Annotated in this window: 14 protein-coding genes; 11 read left to right on the top strand and 3 right to left on the bottom strand. The window is 70.5% G+C overall.

Going from position 1 to position 15,873, the window contains the following annotated elements; translation table 11 throughout:
• Positions 1–16: 16 nt before the first annotated feature.
• The 8 genes from ACVW00_RS09265 to ACVW00_RS09230 all read left to right on the top strand — a co-directional run bounded on the left by ACVW00_RS09265 (position 17) and on the right by ACVW00_RS09230 (position 8,030).
• Positions 17–829: a crotonase/enoyl-CoA hydratase family protein gene (locus ACVW00_RS09265; protein ID WP_457110614.1), complete on the top strand. Its 813-nt coding sequence runs from the start codon at positions 17–19 to the stop codon at positions 827–829.
• 69 nt (positions 830–898) lie between these two features.
• Entirely contained in the window at positions 899–1,303 is a 405-nt protein-coding gene (locus ACVW00_RS09260; RefSeq protein ID WP_457110613.1) for a YjbQ family protein, read from the top strand.
• Positions 1,304–1,379: 76 nt separating this feature from the next.
• Positions 1,380–1,628: a DUF4242 domain-containing protein gene (locus ACVW00_RS09255; protein WP_457110612.1), complete on the top strand. Its 249-nt coding sequence runs from the start codon at positions 1,380–1,382 to the stop codon at positions 1,626–1,628.
• 26 nt (positions 1,629–1,654) lie between these two features.
• The gene (locus ACVW00_RS09250) at positions 1,655–4,213 is read left to right on the top strand and encodes an ATP-binding protein (RefSeq protein ID WP_457110611.1); all 2,559 of its coding nucleotides are present in this window, start codon (positions 1,655–1,657) and stop codon (positions 4,211–4,213) included.
• On the top strand, positions 4,210–6,789 hold the full coding sequence (locus ACVW00_RS09245; RefSeq protein ID WP_457110610.1) for an ATP-binding protein: 2,580 nt from the start codon (positions 4,210–4,212) through the stop codon (positions 6,787–6,789). Before ACVW00_RS09250 ends, ACVW00_RS09245 begins: the two co-directional genes overlap by 4 nt.
• A gap of 96 nt (positions 6,790–6,885) precedes the next feature.
• Positions 6,886–7,104, top strand: a complete 219-nt coding sequence (locus ACVW00_RS09240; protein WP_457110609.1) for a hypothetical protein — start codon at positions 6,886–6,888, stop codon at positions 7,102–7,104.
• Positions 7,105–7,272: 168 nt separating this feature from the next.
• Entirely contained in the window at positions 7,273–7,524 is a 252-nt protein-coding gene (locus ACVW00_RS09235) for a DUF4242 domain-containing protein (protein ID WP_457110608.1), read from the top strand.
• 2 nt (positions 7,525–7,526) lie between these two features.
• Positions 7,527–8,030, top strand: a complete 504-nt coding sequence (locus ACVW00_RS09230; protein WP_457110607.1) for a hypothetical protein — start codon at positions 7,527–7,529, stop codon at positions 8,028–8,030.
• A gap of 34 nt (positions 8,031–8,064) precedes the next feature.
• On the opposite strand, the gene ACVW00_RS09225 is transcribed toward ACVW00_RS09230, so the two are convergent.
• On the bottom strand, positions 8,065–9,456 hold the full coding sequence (locus ACVW00_RS09225) for a cytochrome P450 (RefSeq protein WP_457110606.1): 1,392 nt from the start codon (positions 9,454–9,456) through the stop codon (positions 8,065–8,067).
• Positions 9,457–9,504: 48 nt separating this feature from the next.
• Entirely contained in the window at positions 9,505–11,166 is a 1,662-nt protein-coding gene (gene fadD8, locus ACVW00_RS09220; RefSeq protein ID WP_457110605.1) for a fatty-acid--CoA ligase FadD8, read from the bottom strand.
• A 748-nt stretch (positions 11,167–11,914) separates the two neighbouring features.
• Here fadD8 and ACVW00_RS09215 point away from each other — a divergent pair.
• The gene (locus ACVW00_RS09215) at positions 11,915–13,300 is read left to right on the top strand and encodes a DUF222 domain-containing protein (protein WP_457110604.1); all 1,386 of its coding nucleotides are present in this window, start codon (positions 11,915–11,917) and stop codon (positions 13,298–13,300) included.
• A gap of 30 nt (positions 13,301–13,330) precedes the next feature.
• On the top strand, positions 13,331–13,771 hold the full coding sequence (locus ACVW00_RS09210) for a VOC family protein (RefSeq protein WP_457110603.1): 441 nt from the start codon (positions 13,331–13,333) through the stop codon (positions 13,769–13,771).
• A 13-nt stretch (positions 13,772–13,784) separates the two neighbouring features.
• Here the strand turns inward: ACVW00_RS09210 and ACVW00_RS09205 are convergent, their stop codons facing one another.
• On the bottom strand, positions 13,785–14,831 hold the full coding sequence (locus tag ACVW00_RS09205; RefSeq protein ID WP_457110602.1) for an LLM class F420-dependent oxidoreductase: 1,047 nt from the start codon (positions 14,829–14,831) through the stop codon (positions 13,785–13,787).
• 57 nt (positions 14,832–14,888) lie between these two features.
• On the opposite strand from ACVW00_RS09205, the gene ACVW00_RS09200 reads away from it, so the two are divergent.
• Positions 14,889–15,848, top strand: a complete 960-nt coding sequence (locus ACVW00_RS09200; protein ID WP_457110601.1) for a Zn-ribbon domain-containing OB-fold protein — start codon at positions 14,889–14,891, stop codon at positions 15,846–15,848.
• Positions 15,849–15,873: the final 25 nt, after the last annotated feature.

The raw sequence follows: 15,873 nt of genomic DNA, 5'->3' as shown, positions 1-15,873 counted from the left end.
GGCTAGCATTCAACACATGACGGACACCGCCCCGCAGACGGGCACCGAACCGCACGCCCTGGTCGAGCTCGACGGTCACAAGCTGGTCGTGACGATGAACCGGCCGGAGGCACGCAACGCCCTGTCCGGGGACATGCTCGCGCTGATGGAGCAGGCCTGGGAGCGCGCGGACAGCGACCCCGAGGTCCGGGTCGTGATCCTCACCGGGGCGGGCGGCTACTTCTGCGCCGGCGCGGACCTGAAGTCGATGAACAAGCGGCCGCCCTCGGAGTCGTTCGAGTCCGGCGCCTACGACCCGACCGTGATCAAGTCGCTGCTCAAGGGCTACCGGCTCACCAAGCCGCTGATCGCCGCCGTCGAGGGCCCGGCGATCGCGGGAGGGACAGAGATCCTCACGGCCACCGACATCCGGGTGGCCGGCGAGTCGGCGAAGTTCGGCATCTCGGAGGCGCGCTGGAGCCTCTACCCGCTCGGGGGCTCGGTGGTGCGGCTCCCCCGGCAGATCCCGCAGACGGTCGCGATGGACCTGCTCCTCACCGGGCGGCACATCACCGCGGCCGAGGCGAAGGAGCTCGGCCTCATCGGGCACGTCGTACCGGACGGACAGGCGCTGGCGAAGGCACACGAGATCGCCGACCTCATCTGCGCCAACGGCCCGCTCGCGGTCCAGGCGATCCTCAAGACCGTGCGCGACTCCGAGGGCCGGCACGAGAACGACTGCTGGGCGGACGACGCCAAGGTCGGCGCCGCGGTCTTCAGGTCCGCGGATGCCAAGGAAGGTCCCCGCGCCTTCGCCGAGAAGAGGAAGCCGAACTTCACCGGCTCCTGAGGGCCTGCGCGTCGACGCTGTCCGCCACCGGTGGCTGAGCCAGTCGAAACCCTCACTACCGTCGGTCGCATGGACACCGAGACTCGTTCCTACACGACCGGAGACCGCGACACGGTCCTCGACCTCACCAGCGACGCCGCCTCGTACGTCGCGGACAAGGGCGACGGGCTGCTCCACCTCTTCGTCCCGCACGCGACCGCAGGGATCGCGATCATCGAGACCGGCGCCGGCAGCGACGAAGACCTGCTCACCGCGCTCGGCGACCTCCTGCCGGCCGACGACCGCTGGCGCCACCGGCACGGCACCCCCGGGCACGGACGTTCCCACGTGATGCCCGCCTTCGTGCCGCCGTACGCGACCGTCCCCGTGGCCGGCGGCAGGCTCCTGCTCGGCACCTGGCAGAGCATCTGCCTGGTCGACCTGAACGTGGACAACGCCGAGCGGGAGGTCAGGTTCTCCTTCCTGGCCGGGTGACCCGAACTGACTAGTGCGATCGGGCCGCCAGCCACTTAGCCTGATCCGGGGAGTCAATCCACAAGGGGGAAGTGCCATGCCGCTGTTCATGGATGTCCACAACGTCCCGGGCGTGAAGGCCGAGGACGTCGCCAAGGCCCACGAGGAAGACCTGAAGATCCAGGGCGACCACGGGGTCGACTACCGGCAGTACTGGGTGGACGAGGCGAACGGGAAGATCTTCTGCCTCGTCGACGCCCCGGACGCCGAGGCTGCCAACACCGTCCACCGGATGTCGCACGGACTCGTGGCCGACGACGTGTTCCCGGTCGTCGAAGGCGCCTGAGCGCCCGGACGTCCTACACTCGACCGATGGAGCTGCTCGAACGTGAGCTGTTCCTCGATGCTCTCGGCGACTACGCCGCAGACGCCGCCTCGGGCAACGGTCGCCTGGTCCTGGTCACCGGTGAGGCGGGGATCGGCAAGACCGCGCTGATCGACGCGTTCCGCGCGTCGCGCCCTGACCTGCGCTGGCTGTGGGGTGCCTGCGACGGTGGTTTCACGCCACGTCCTTTGGGGCCGCTGCACGACATCGCCACCGAAGTCGGCGGCCGGCTGCGCGAGCTCTGCTCCCCTGCTGCCGACCGCAACGAGCTCTTCGCCGCGTTCGCGGAGCTCCTCGAGGGCCGCGACGGTCCGGTGGGCGTCGTCCTCGAGGACCTGCACTGGGCCGACGAGGCGACGCTCGACTGGCTCTCCTACGTGTCCCGGCGCTTGGGCCGTGCCCGCGCGCTCGTGGTCGTCAGCTACCGCGACGCCGAGCCGGGCGCCGACGACCTCCTCCCCGCGGTGATCGGCAAGCTCGCAGGGCACGCCTCGACGCGCCGGATGGCCCTCCCGCCGCTCGGCCTGGATGCGGTGCGCAGCCTGAGCGGCGAGCGTGACGCGAACGAGGTGCTCATGGTCACCGGCGGCAACCCGTTCCTCGTCACCGAGGTGCTCGCCTCCAGCTCGGGGACCATCCCTCCCTCGGTCGCCGACGTCGTACGCAGCCGCGTGCTCGACCACTCCGCGGCCGCCCGGCGCATGCTGGCCTCCGCGGCCGTCCTGGGCCGTCCGGCGCCGGCCTCGATGCTGGCCGCTGTCGCCGGGGTCTCGCCCACCGCCCTGGACGAGTGCATCGCCTCCGGCACCCTGGTAGCCCGCGACGGGACGTTCGCCTTCCGCCACGAGCTCACGCGGCGGGCCGTCGAGCAGGGCGTGCCTCCCATGCAGGCCACCGAGCTGCACCGGATCGCCCTGATGGCCCTCGAACGCGACGGCAGGGACCCTGCGGAGCTGGCGCACCACGCCGCGGCGTGCTCGGACGTCGACGCCGTGCTGCGGCACGCCCCCCGAGCGGGCCATGCCGCCGCCCGGGCCAGCGCCCACCGCGAGGCGATCGTCCAGTTCCGCCGGGCACTCCAGCACGCGGATCAGCTCGAACCGGACGAGCACGCCGATCTCGTGGAGGCTCTCGCCCAGTCCCTCTCCGCCCGTGACCAGTGGGCCGAGGCCGAGGAGCCGTGGCGAGAGGTGGTGGCGCGCCGCAGACAGCTCGACGACCCGGTTGCGCTGAGCCGGTGCCTGCGCTTCTACGGCATCTGCGCGTGGCGGCTCTGCCGCAACGACGAGTTCCTCGCAGCCCGGGACGAGTCCTTCGCGCTGATGCGCGACGCCGACGACTCCGCCGAACGGGCGCTCTCCCTGTACTTCCGCGCCAACTCCTTCGACCTGCCGACCGAAGAACGACGATCACTGCTCGACGACTGCGCCCGGATCGCCAAGGACCTCGACGACCACGCATTGATGGCGCGGGCCCTGACCGGAAAGGCGAGCCTCGACGGACTGTCCGGCATCATCGACTACGACCTGCTCGAGCAGGCGCTCGACCACGCCCTGCGCGCTGGGGACCCTTACCTCGCTGCCAGCGGCTACGTGAACCTGTACGAGAACTCCATCGACCAGCTCAGGCTCGACGCCTACTCAGACCGCTACCAGGAGGGCCTGAGCTACTGCCTCGACCACGAGCAGCACACGTACAGCCTGTGCATGCGGGGTGCTCACGTGGCGGAGCTGGTGCGTCGCGGCCGGAACCGGGAGGCCGTCGAGCTGGCTCTCGCCACGATGCAGGAGACCGTGTCCCCGGTGAACCGGATGTACCTGCTCCTCGGCGTCTGCCGCGCCGGGTTCAGGCTCGGGCGCCCCGAGGCCCAGGAGTGGCTCGACGAGCTGTGGCCCTTGGTGAGGGGCAACGACGAGACGTTCTGGCTGGTCCAGGTCGCGACGGTCGCCGCGGAAGCGGCGTGGCTGACCGGCGATCCCGCCCTGGTGACCGAAGAGGTCGTGGACGTCTATCGACGGGGGCTCGTCGACGACCCCTGGGTCCACGGAGACCTGACCAGCTGGTTGAGCCGCCTGGGACATCCGGTCGATCCCGATCGCGCCGTCAGCCCGCCGTACTCGCTCGAGCTCGCCGGCCGGTACGCCGAGGCAGCCCAGGCCTGGCACGAGATCGGCTGTCCCTTCGAGGAGGCCGTCGCGCTCATGTCGGCGGGCGACCCGGACTCGATGACGAGCGCCCTGGAGATCTTCACCCATCTCGAGGCAGCACCCGCGGCCGCGAACGTCCGCCGACTGCTCCAGGCAAAGGGCATCAGGGTCCCGTCGCCGCGCGGACCACGGGCCGCGACCGCAGCCCACCCGGCCGGCCTCACCGCCCGGGAGGCGGAGGTGCTCGACGAGCTGCGGGAAGGGATGACGAACGCAGAGATCGCCCAGCGGCTGTTCCTCTCGCCCCGGACGGTCGACCACCACGTCTCCTCGATCCTCGCCAAGCTGGGCGTGAGCAGCAGGGTCGAGGCCGCGAGCGCGGCCCCGAAGAGAGCATGACCACGGCTGGGACGACGCTGCTCGAACGCGAGCCGTTCCTCGATGCGCTCGGTGACTACGCGACGGATGCCGCCTCGGGCAACGGCCGGCTCGTCCTGGTCACCGGCGAGGCGGGGATCGGCAAGACCTCGTTGGTCGACGAGTTCTGCAGGACGCGGAGTGACCTGCGATGGCTCTGGGGTGCCTGCGACGGCGGGTTCACGCCCCGACCGCTGGGCCCGCTGCACGAGATCGCCACCGCGGCCGGTGGTCGGCTGCGCGAGCTGTTCTCGACCGACGCCGACCGCAACGAGCTGTTCTCCGCCTTCGTGGAGCTCCTCACCGGCGACGAGGGTCCGGTCGGGATCGTGGTGGAGGACCTGCACTGGGCCGACGGGGCGACGCTGGACTGGCTCGCGTACGTCGCGCGCCGCGTCGGGCGGGCACGCGCCCTGGTGATCGCGACCTACCGCGACGCAGAGCCGGGCTCGGACAACGACCTGGCGAGCGTGATCGGCAAGGTGGTCGCCCACGGCTCCACCCGCCGGATGGCGCTCGCGCCCCTCGGCCTCGACGCGGTGCGCAGCCTCAGCGGCGAGCGCGACGCCGCCGAGGTGCTCTCGCTCACGGGGGGCAACCCGTTCCTGGTCACCGAGCTGCTCGCGAACACCTCGGACGTCGTGCCGCCGTCGGTCGCCGACGTCGTGCGCAGCCGCGTCCTCGACCACTCCGCACCGGCCCAGCGCATGCTCGCCGCCGCGGCGATCCTCGGGCGCCCGTCATCGGCCGGCCTCGTGGCTGCAGTTGCCGGAGTGGTGCCGGGGGCGCTCGACGAGTGCACGGCCTCGGGCACGCTCGTCGCCGGCCCTGACGGGTCCTTCACGTTCCGCCACGAGCTGACGCGCCGGGCAGTCGAGCACGGCGTACCCCAGGTGCAGGCCAGGGAGCTGCACCGGATCGCGCTGCTCGCGCTCGAGCGCGACGGCGCTGACGCGGCCGAGCTCGCACACCACGCCGTCGCGTGCGACGACGCCGAGGCCGTGCTCCGGCACGCCCCGGTCGCCGGTCGCGCCGCGGCCGAGGCGAACTCCCATCGTGAGGCGATCGTCCAGTTCCGCCGGGCACTGCACCACGCCGACCGGCTCACCCCCGAGGACCACGCCGATCTCCTGGAGGCGCTCGCCGAGTCGCTCTCCGCACGGGACGAGTCGGCCGAGGCCGCCCAGCTGTGGCACCAGGTGGTCAGCCTGCGCAGGACCTTCGACGACCGGGTGTCGTTGAGCCACTGCCTGCGCCGGTACGGACTCTGCCTGGCGCGCCTGTGCCGCTCGGAGGAGCGTCGGGCTGCCGAGGACGAGGTCTACGAGCTCATGCGCGAAGCCGACGACTGCGAGGAACGCGCGTGGGCCTTCTATATCCGGGGCTTCGCCGACCACGTCGCGGCCGAGGACCGGCGGGCAGCGATGGAAGAGTGCACGCGGATCAGCAAGGACCTGGGCGACGACGCGCTGGTCGGTCGTGCACTCATGGGCAAGGCGTGCCTCGACTTCGCCCTCGGAGAGGACCCGTTCGACGACCTCGCGGCAGCGCTCGAGCTCGGCCTGCGCTCGGGCAACGCGACTCTCGCGGCCTGCGTGTACGCGAACCTTCACGAGTGCATGGTCGAGATGCTCCGGTTGGACGAGTTCTCCGACCTGTACGACGAGGCGCTCACCTTCGCGCTCGACCACGAGCAGCACACCTACAGCGCGTACCTCCGCGCGTGGAAGGTCGCCGAGCTGCTCCGCCGGGGCCAGAACCTCCAGGCGATGGAGCGGGCCCAGCAGACCATGGCGGAGACCACCTCGCCGGTCACCCGGATGGTCCTCGGCATCGGTCTGACCCGCGCCGGCTTCCGGCTCGGGCAGGCGGGGGCCCGGGCGTGGTTGGCGGAGATCTGGCAGCTCGGTGAGGCCAATGACGAGACCCTCTTGCTCGTCCAGATCGCGACGGCCGCGGTGGAGGCCGCTTGGCTCACGGGCGACTCGACCCTCGTCACACCCAAGGTGCACGAGGTCTACCAGCGCGGTCTCACCGACAATCCGTGCGCGCACGGCGAGCTGAGCGCCTGGCTCGCGCGCCTGGGCCATCGCGTCGACCTGGATCGGAAGCTGGCTGCGCCGTACTCACTCGAGCTCGCCGGCCGGTACGCCGAGGCAGCGGACGCCTGGCGGGAGATCGGCTGTCCCTTCGAGGAGGCCGTGGCGCTGACCTGGACCGGCGAGCCGGAGCCCATGAAGCGAGCACTCGAGATCTTCACGGCACTCGGAGCAGCGCCCGCGGTGAGGAACGTCCGGCAGCTGCTCCAGGACCGCGGCATCCGCCTGCCCGCCCAGCGAGGGCCACGCTCGACCACGGCGGCCCATCCGGCAGGCCTCACCGCCCGGGAGGCGGAGGTCCTCGACGAGCTGCGTGAAGGGATGACGAACGCGGAGATCGCCGAGCGGCTCTTCCTGTCGACGCGCACCGTCGACCACCACGTCTCGTCGATCCTTGCCAAATTGGGTGTATCAAACCGGGCCGAGGCCGCCGCCCACGGCGTCGCCTCCGGAACCTAGGCAGGGCTCGGGCCAACCTGGGCATGTCGTCACGGATCTCGACAACCCGTCGCGGCTCCTAACGTCGAAAGCACCACCCCGACAAAGGAGCCCATCATGGAAACCATCGCCCACACCCAGCGCAGCTTCGCCGTCGCAGCCGCCGGCCTGTTCGCCCTGACCGCTCTCCTGCTGGCGAGCCCGGCGCAGGCCACCAAGCTGCCGGCCGACCCGATGACGTTCGTCGGCACGCCGATCGCCCTCGCCCAGCTCGTCAACGACTCCCACGCGACGAACGTCTGGGCAGCTCTCGCGGACCTGCGCTCCGGCCGGTGACGATCCACCGACGACGCGATCCCGTGCAGCGGTTCCGGAGCACTCCGGAACCGCTGCGTGCTTCCCGACGTAGGTAGTCCGCGCGGCCAACCTGGGCATCCGTCACGGATCCGGTGCCGCACCCACCGGACCTAGCGTCCAGACATCACCTCAACCAAGGAGCACGACATGCCACTCTTCATGGACATCCACCACATGGAAGGCGGCGTCGGCATCGACGACGTAGCCAAGGCCCACCAGGCCGACCTGGCCCAGCAGGGCGACCACGACGTGCAGTACCTGCGCTACTGGGTCGACGAGGGCCAGGGCAAGATCTTCTGCCTCGTCGACGCGCCCGACGCGGAGGCCGCCAACACGGTCCACCGCGACGCCCACGGCCTCGTCGCCGACGAGATCTACCAGGTCCAGGAAGGGGTCTGACCATGGCGCGCACCGCACTCAAGGCGCTCCGCTGGGTTCTCCCGCTGGGGCTGCTGGTCACCGCGATCTCGGTCGGCTCCGCGCAGGCGCACGGCAACCGGCTCGAGGACGTCCGGGTCGCCACCGCGAAGTACCACTCCGTCGCCGCGGCCAACCAGGACGGGTACGCCGACCCGGGACTGCCCTGCTTCGACAGCCCGAGCACCGGTCAGGGCATGGGCACCCACCTGGTCAACGGCACCCTCCTGAACGACGGCGGCGCCCTCGACCGCAAGCACCCGGAGGCGCTCGTCTACGAGGTCCGCAGCGGGTCGATCAAGCTGGTCGCCGTCGAGTACCTCGTGAAGATGTCCGACTCGGCCACAGCCCCGGTGTTCCTGGGCCAGAGGATGATCCCGAACCCGGACCTGGGCCTGTGGACCCTGCACGCCTGGATCTGGCGGGACAACCCGATCAACCTCTTCGAGACGTACAACTCGAACGTGCCGCTCTGCCCGACCAGCTGACGGGGTGACGGGGGAACGTGACCGCGGTGTCCAGCTAGCCGGACACCGCGGTTGCGTGCGTCGCGACCCGGGCGCGCACGCGGGCCGGGATCGGTCCGGCCGCGGTCATCGTGAAGGGCAGCGCCAGCGGGAACTCGGGCTCGACAGAGTCGAACCGCGCCGCCCGGACCATCGTCGCCAGTCCCAGTGTCGCCTCGAGCATCGCGAAGTGGTCCGCAATGCACGACCGGGGGCCGGCCCCGAACGGCAGGTACTGCCAGCGGTCGACCGACTTCATCCGGTCGGCACTGAACCGGTCCGGGTCGAACCGGGACGGCTCGGCCCACAGCGCCGGGTCGTGATGGAGCGCGTAGGCGCCCACCACCACATTGGTGCCCGCGGGGACGAGATAGCCGTCCACCACGGCGTCGGTCATCGCCAGCCGGCCGATCGCGGGTGCCGGCGGACAGATCCGCAGGGTCTCGTGCAGCACCTGGACGGTGTACGGCAGGAGCGCAACGTCCTCCACGGTGAGCGGTCGGTCGCCCAGTGCTGCGGCTTCGGCAGCGACGCGGTCCTGGAGCTCCGGGCGCCGCCCGAGAGCCCACAGAGCGTAGGCAAGCGTCGTCGCGGTCGTGTCGTGACCGGCGAGCAGGAACACGATCAGCTCGTCGCGGATCGCCTCGCGGTCGAGTGGCCGGCCTGTCTCGGGGTCGGTCGCGTCGAGGAGAAGCCGGACGAGCTGGGCGTCCTTGTCCGGGTCCGAGAGCGCACTGTCTATCGCCTGGTCGACCACGGCACGGATCGCGGCCAGTGAACGATGCAGGCGCCACCGCGCGGGCGTCGGGAGCCACGCCGGAGAACGGACCGGCCGGAGCGACCGGTTGGTCACCCACTGCAACGCCCGACGGACATGTGGCCCGAGATCGTGGGAGTGCTCCCCGAGGTCCAGGCCGAACACCGACCTGCCGACGACGTGGAGGGTCAGGCGACGCATCTCCTCGTCGAGGTCGACCAGTCCCTGCCCGATCAGCGCCGTGGCGCGTTCGTCGGCCACTTGGGCCATGTGGCCGGCGTACTCCGAGACACGCTTCTTGGTGAACGCCGGCTGGAGCGCCCGTCGCCGCGCCTTCCAGGGTTCGTGCGGGAGGTCGAACACGTTGGTCCCGAGCCAACGGGTCTGGACGTGGACGATCATCTCCTTGTCGAAGGTCCCGTCCGAGCCGGCGAGCACGTCGTGCGCGCCCTGCGGAGAGGTGACCACCGCGAAGGGAGGCACGAAGCGCCGCGGCCCGAGGCGCACCGTCGTGACCGGCCCACCGGCAGCGGCGATCTCCACGATGCCGGTGTGGAAGGTGCGGACGGCACGGAGCCGCGCCCGCAGGGACATCGGGACGTCAGGGGCGGCCGGGTGGCCCGAGAGGTCCCGGGGTGCAGTCGCGACCATCTCGCCACCGTCCCACCCGGCGCTCACCGGGGCCATAGCCCGGACGGGTCAGCCGACGCTGCGCTCCTGACCGGCCCAGTACTGCGCGCGCAACGCCTTCTTGTCCGGCTTGCCGAGCCCGGTGAGCGGTAGGGCGTCGGTCGCGATCACCTGCTTGGGTGACTGGACGGCGCCCTTGCGCTCCTTCACCGAGGCCTGGATCTCGGCGACGACCTGGTCGGTCAGCTCGTGTCCTTCACGGAGTACGACGATCGCCGTGACCGCCTCGCCCCACTTCTCGTCCGGCGTACCGATGACGCCCACCTGGGCGATCGCCGGGTGCTCGGCGATGACGTCCTCCACCTCGCGCGGGAACACGTTGAAGCCACCGGTGACGATCATGTCCTTGGTCCGGTCGACGATGTACCAGAAGCCGTCCTCGTCCTCACGAGCCACGTCGCCGGTGTGCATCCAGCCGTCGCGGAACGTCGCTGCGGTCTCGTCGGGCAGGTTCCAGTAGCCGCCGGCCAGCAGTGGGCCGGCGACGCAGATCTCCCCCGGCTCACCCTGCGGCACGGGGTTCCCCTCCTCGTCGAGGAGTGCCGTGCGCAGGAAGACCGACGGACGCCCGCAGGAGGACAGTCGTTGCGGAACGCCTGCGAGGTCGGCCGTCGTGCCGCTTGGGACGTGGTCGGCCTTGGCGAGGTAGCTGATCACCATCGGCGCCTCGGACTGCCCGTAGTACTGGGCGAAGATCGGCCCCAGCCGCTCGATCGCCTCCTTGAGCCGCACCGGGTTGATCGCGGACGCGCCGTAGTAGACGGTCTCGAGCGACGACAGGTCGCGGGTGTGGGAGTCGGGGTGGTCGAGCAGCGCGTACAGCATCGACGGCACCAGCATCGTCGCGGTGATCCGCTCCCGCTCGATGGTCTCGAGCACCTCGGCCGGGTCGAACCTCGACAGCACGTACAGGCAGCCGCCCTTGATCACCGTCGGGACGAAGAAGGCAGCGCCGGCGTGCGACAGCGGCGTGCACATCAGGAAGCGGGGGCTCTCCGGCCACTCCCACTCGGCGAGCTGGATCTGCGCCATGGTGTTCATCGCCTGCGACGTACCGATCACGCCCTTGGGCTTCCCGGTGGTGCCGCCGGTGTAGGTGATCGACACGATGTGGTCGGGCGGGAGCAGCCTGGCTGTGAGCGGCTGTGGCGCGAACGTCGCGGCCGTCGCAACCAGGTCGGCCGTCGTCCGGCCGCTGTCGGCGGCCGCTTTCGCGACCTCGTCCGGCACCGGTCCGATGGTGAGCACCTGGGTGAGGCCCGGGCACTTCTCGAGCAGCGCCAGCGCCCGCTCGGCGAAGTACGGGTCGATGATCAGGGTCGTGATGCCGGCGTCGTTGATGACGTAGGCGTGGTCGTCGGCGGAGCCGAGCGGGTGCAGCGACGTACGCCGGTAGCCCTGGGTCTGGCCGGCGCCGAGGATGAAGAGCACCTCCGGGCGGTTCAGCGCGAGCAGCGCACCCGGCGGCATCTCGTCGGTCGGGGCCGTTCGCGGCGCAAGCGCCTCGAACGCCTGGATGTACTGGCTGATCCGGGCGGCGACCTCACCACCGGTCAGCGTGGTGTCGCCCAGGTACATCACCGGCTTCTGCCGGTGACGCTTGAGCGCCGCCACCATCAGATGCCCGTTGTGCGTGCCCGTGCGCAGGTTCTCGTCAGCCGCCGTCTCCATGCGAGCACACTAGAACGTGTTCTAGGTTTCGGGCAACGGCCGCGCGGGCGGTGGTGGTCAAGCGTGCGAGCGGGCGAGCGATCGGACGAGACCCGGTGAGAGCGGGCAGGGACCGGGCCCCAGGTGGTCGAGCAGCGATCAGACGAGACCTCACCTCCCAGCGTGGCTGGGTTCTCGGCAGCGAGGAGGAGTACGCCGCGTGACTGGGTTCTGCGGTCGGGTGCGGTCCCAAGCCCCAGGTGGTCGAGCAGCGAGCCTGCGAGCGATCAGACGAGACCCGGCGAGATGGGGCAGGAACTCAGCCCCAGGTGGTCGAGCAGCGAGCTCGCGAGCGATCAGACGAGACCTCACCTCCCCGCGTGGCTGGGTTCTTGGCAGCAAGGAGGAGTACGCCGCGGGGCTGGGTTCTGCGGTCGGGTGCGCGCCCAGCCACTGGTGGTCGAGCAGCGAGCTCGCGAACGATCAGACGAGACCTCACCTCCCAGCGTGGCTGGGTTCTTGGCAGCGAGGAGGAGTACGCCGCCGGGCTGGGTTCTGCGGTCGGGTGCAGTCCGGACCCCAGCTGGTCGAGCAGCGAGCTCGCGCGCGATCAGACGAGACCCCGTGAGATGGTGCAGGGACCCGACCCCGGTGGTTGAGGAGGTCGCGCAGCGACCGTCTCGAAACCTCGGCCGGCCAGCCAGAAATCGGCGAAGAAACTTGGCCGATCCGATTGACGGTTCGAACATATGTTCGATAGACTGTCGCCATGATCTCGGGCACCGGCGACGCAGCCACCGCTGACCGCGCCCTGCCGCCCGCACCGACCACCGCCGACCTGCGGGACGCACTGGACCGGCTCGCCGCCCACAACGGCACCGGGCTGACCGAGGCGCAGCTGATCGACCACATCGGGCTGATGGAGCAGCTCAAGTCCGCACTGGCCGCGGCCCAAGCCAGGTGCAGCGTCACCCTGGCCGAGCAGCGTGCCGCCCGTGAAGCCGCTGCCGGGATCCCGGCCGAGCAACGTGGGCGCGGCCTGGCCGCCGAGATCGCGCTGGCCCGCCAGGAGTCCCCGGTCCGCGGCGCCCAACACCTCGGCCTGGCCAAGGCCCTGGTCGGCGAGCTCCCCCACACCCTGGCCGCGTTGACCGCCGGGCAGATCAGTGAGTGGCGGGCCACCCTGATCGCCCGCGAGACCGCCGTCCTGGCCAGAGCCGACCGGATCCAGGTCGACCACCAACTGGCCGGGAAACTGCACACCGCCGGGGACCGCAAGGTCGCCAACCTCGCCCGCGCGATCGGCTACCGCCTCGACCCCGGCTCCGCAATCCGCCGAATCCGCGGAGCCCACGCCGACCGGCGGACCGGGCTCCGCCCCGCCCCGGACACGATGACCTACCTGACCGCGTTCCTGCCCGTCGCCCACGGAGTCGCCTGCCACGCAGCCCTGACCCGCGAAGCCGACCACAAACGCGCCCAAGGCGATCCCAGGACCCGGGGCCAGATCATGGCCGACACCCTCGTCGAACGCATCACCGGCCAAACCCACGCGGTCGGCACCCCGGTCGAGATCCAGCTGATCATCACCGACCACACCCTCCTGACCAGCGACCACAACAACCACAACCAGGAGCCGGCCCACCTGACCGGCTACGGACCCATCCCCGCCACCCTGGCCCGCCAACTCACCCGCCAAGCCGACAAAGCCTGGATCCGACGCCTCTTCACCCACCCCAAGACCGGTGACCTGGTCGGCATCGAGACCCGACGCCGCCTCTTCGACGGCCCCCGCCGCCAACTCCTCATCGCCCGCGACCAGACCTGCCGCACCCCCTGGTGCGACGCCCCCATCCGACACACCGACCACATCACCCCAGCCGCCCAAGGCGGCCCCACCAGCACCAACAACGGCCAAGGCCTCTGCGAAGCCTGCAACCACACCAAGGAACACCCCGACTGGCGTGCCAAAACCATTCCCAACCCACGCCACACCGTCCAGACCACCACCCCGACCGGACACACCTACACCAGCCAACCCCCCGACCCACCCGGCCCACCCGGCCGACCACGACCAGCCCGGCCACAAAGACCGCCCCAGCTGACCCTCATCAAGAGCCCCGTCCAGATCAACTGGGCCCCACAAGCCTCCTAGGTTGTCCCCACCCGCTCCTAGCGTGGGCACATGGTGTTCTTCCAGCTGACCATCGACGCGCGCGACCCGGTGCTGCTCGCGCGGTTCTGGGCCCAGGCTCTCGGTTACGTGCCGGTGCCGCCCACCGAGCCAGAGACGACCTGGTGGGCGCACTACCGGCGCCGACTCGGCGACGACGATGCCTTCGGCGACCGGCTGTTCGACCCCGACGGCCTGCGGCCCCCGCTCTGGTTCCAGGAGGTGCCGGAGGAGAAGGCCGGGAAGAACCGACTGCACCTCGACCTCTACGCGTCCAGGCGCGACGACAGCCTGGACTTCCGCGACCGGGTGGCTCTGGTGGACGCCAAGGTCGACGAGCTCGTGGCGCACGGAGCGTCGGTGATGCAGCGGTTCCGCGACGACGATCCGGACGACGCCTACTACTTCGTCGTGATGAACGACCCCGAGGGCAACGAGTTCTGCATCGCGTGATGCAGCCGGGCGATCAGGCCAGCGCTTCCGCGATCCGGCGGATCTCGTCGGCCGACCCGAGGCTGAGTAGCAAGGTGGTGACCCCGGTCGCCTCCCACTCTGCGGCGCGCTCCTTCACGTAGCCGGCGTCCCCGATGATGTGCATGTCGTCGACCAGCTCGTCGGGGATGAGCGCCGTGGCCTTGTCCTTCTCGCCGGAGAGATAGAGCTCCTGGACCTCGTCGGCGAGGGCGCCGTACCCCATCCGCTCGAAGACCTGCTTGTGGAAGTTCTGCTCCTTGGCTCCCATGCCGCCCATGTACAGCGACACGTAGGGCTTCATCGCGTCGATGACGGCCTGCTTCGACTCGCCGTTGTCCTCGGTGATCTGCAGGTGGCAGGTCGCGGCGATCTCGAAGTCCGCCCTCGTACGCCGCGCGCCCGGCCGAGCGAACCCCTCGTCCAGCCACGGCTGGTACATCCCCGCCGACTTCGGCGTGTAGAAGATCGGGATCCAGCCGTCTGCGATCTCGGCGGTCTGGGCGACGTTCTTCGGGCCCTCGGCACCGAGCCAGATCGGGATGTCGGCACGGAGCGGGTGCACGATCGGCTTCAGCGCCTTGCCCAGCCCCACCGACCCCTCGCCGGCGTACGGCAGCGGGTAGTGCGGGCCGTCGTTCGTCACCGCTTCCTCGCGGGCGAGCACCTTGCGGATGATCTCCACCACCTCGCGGGTGCGGGCGAGCGGCTTCGAGAAGGGCTGCCCGTACCAGCCCTCCACGACCTGGGGACCCGAGACGCCCATGCCCAGCACGACGCGCCCCCCGGACAGGTGGTCGAGGGTCAGCGCGTGCATCGCGATGCTGGTCGGCGTACGCCCCGACATCTGCACGATGGAGGTGCCGAGCCGGACCCGGGAGGTCTCCCGGCCCCACCAGGCGAGCGGGGTGAAGGCGTCCGACCCCCAGGCCTCGGCCGTGAAGATGGCGTCGAACCCGGCCTCCTCGGCCGCGACCACCAATTCGCCGACGCCCTGCGGCGGCTGCGCGCCCCAGTAGCCCAGTTGCAGTCCCAGTTTCATGGCGCCGAACCTACCGGTCCTTGATCTCGATAACTAGAACATGTTTCACTTCTGACCGTGACCGGAACCCTGCACGCACCGATGAAGGTCGAGTTCGACTACACCCGCTCCCTCGGGCCGGTGCTCTCCCGCTTCATGTCTGCCCTGCGACAGCGCCAGATCCTCGGCGGCGTGCTCGCGGACGGCCGCGTCGTCGTGCCGCCTCCGGAGTACGACCCGGTGACCCACGCACCGGTGACCGACCTCGTCCCCGTCTCCGAGCTCGGGGTCGTGACGAGCTGGTCCTGGGTCTCCGAGCCGGTCGCCCAGCAGCCGCTCGACCGCCCGTTCGCGTTCGCCCAGGTGCTCCTCGACGGCGCCGATGCACCGCTGCTGCACGCGGTCGCGGTCGACTCCCCCGCCGACATCTCGACCGGGATGCGGGTGCGCGTCCGCTGGGCCGAGGAGACGGTGGGCAGCATCCGGGACATCGCCTGGTTCGAACCGGCCGGAGACGCCGTCTCGGCCGGGTCCGTCTCCATGGAGTTCGACGCCCCTGAGGTGACCGGCATCGTGAGCCCGGTCAACCTCGCCTACGACTACGCGGCGTCACCGGAGGAGACCAAATTCTTCCGCGGCCTGGCCGAGGGCAAGCTGTTCGGCCAGCGCTGCCCGAAGTGCGAGAAGGTCTACATCCCCCCGCGTGGCGCCTGCCCGGTCGACGGGGTCCCGACGACCGACGAGGTCGAGCTCCCGGACCGCGGGACCGTGACGACGTACTGCATCGTCAACGTGCCGTTCCTCGGCCAGAAGATCGAGCCGCCCTACGTCTCGGCGTACGTCCTGCTCGACGGTGCCGACATCGCCTTCCTGCACCTGATCCTCGAGATCGACGCCGCCGACGTCCGGATGGGCATGCGCGTCGAGGCCGTGTGGAAGCCCCGCGAGGAGTGGACCACCAACCTCGACAACGTCAGGTACTTCCGCCCGACCGGCGAGCCCGACGCCGACTACGACACCTACAAGCAGCACCTCTGACGAGGGCTGCTCGAGAGAGGTATGA

This window comes from Marmoricola sp. URHA0025 HA25 (assembly GCF_054059435.1).
Note: the sequence above shows the minus strand (reverse complement) of the source record. Positions and strands in the feature narration are given on the sequence as shown.